Genomic DNA, 279 nt, shown 5'->3' with positions numbered 1-279 from the left:
ATCGATGATCCGCAGGCCCTGATCGATATTGAACTGGACCTGCCGCAGCCCGGCCCGCGCGACCTGCGGGTGGCGGTGCGCGCGGTGGCGGTGAACCCGGTCGACACCAAGGTCCGCCGCGGCGTGGCCACCGACGGCCCGCGCGTGCTGGGCTGGGATGCGGTCGGCATCGTCGACGCGGTGGGCAGCGAGGTGACCCTGTTCCAGCCCGGTGACGCGGTCTACTACGCCGGCGTCATCGATCGCCCGGGCAGCAATGCCGAGTACCAGCTGGTGGAT

Annotated in this window: 1 protein-coding gene; it reads left to right on the top strand. The window is 71.0% G+C overall.

The genetic code is table 11. The features are described from left to right. A partial coding sequence (locus EN846_RS34840; protein ID WP_148671259.1) for an alcohol dehydrogenase catalytic domain-containing protein occupies positions 1-279 on the top strand: 279 nt, incomplete at its 3' end.

Source organism: Mesorhizobium sp. M4B.F.Ca.ET.203.01.1.1 (assembly GCF_004791025.1).
GTDB classification, from domain to species: Bacteria; Pseudomonadota; Alphaproteobacteria; order Rhizobiales; family Rhizobiaceae; genus Mesorhizobium; species Mesorhizobium abyssinicae.
Note: the sequence above shows the minus strand (reverse complement) of the source record. Positions and strands in the feature narration are given on the sequence as shown.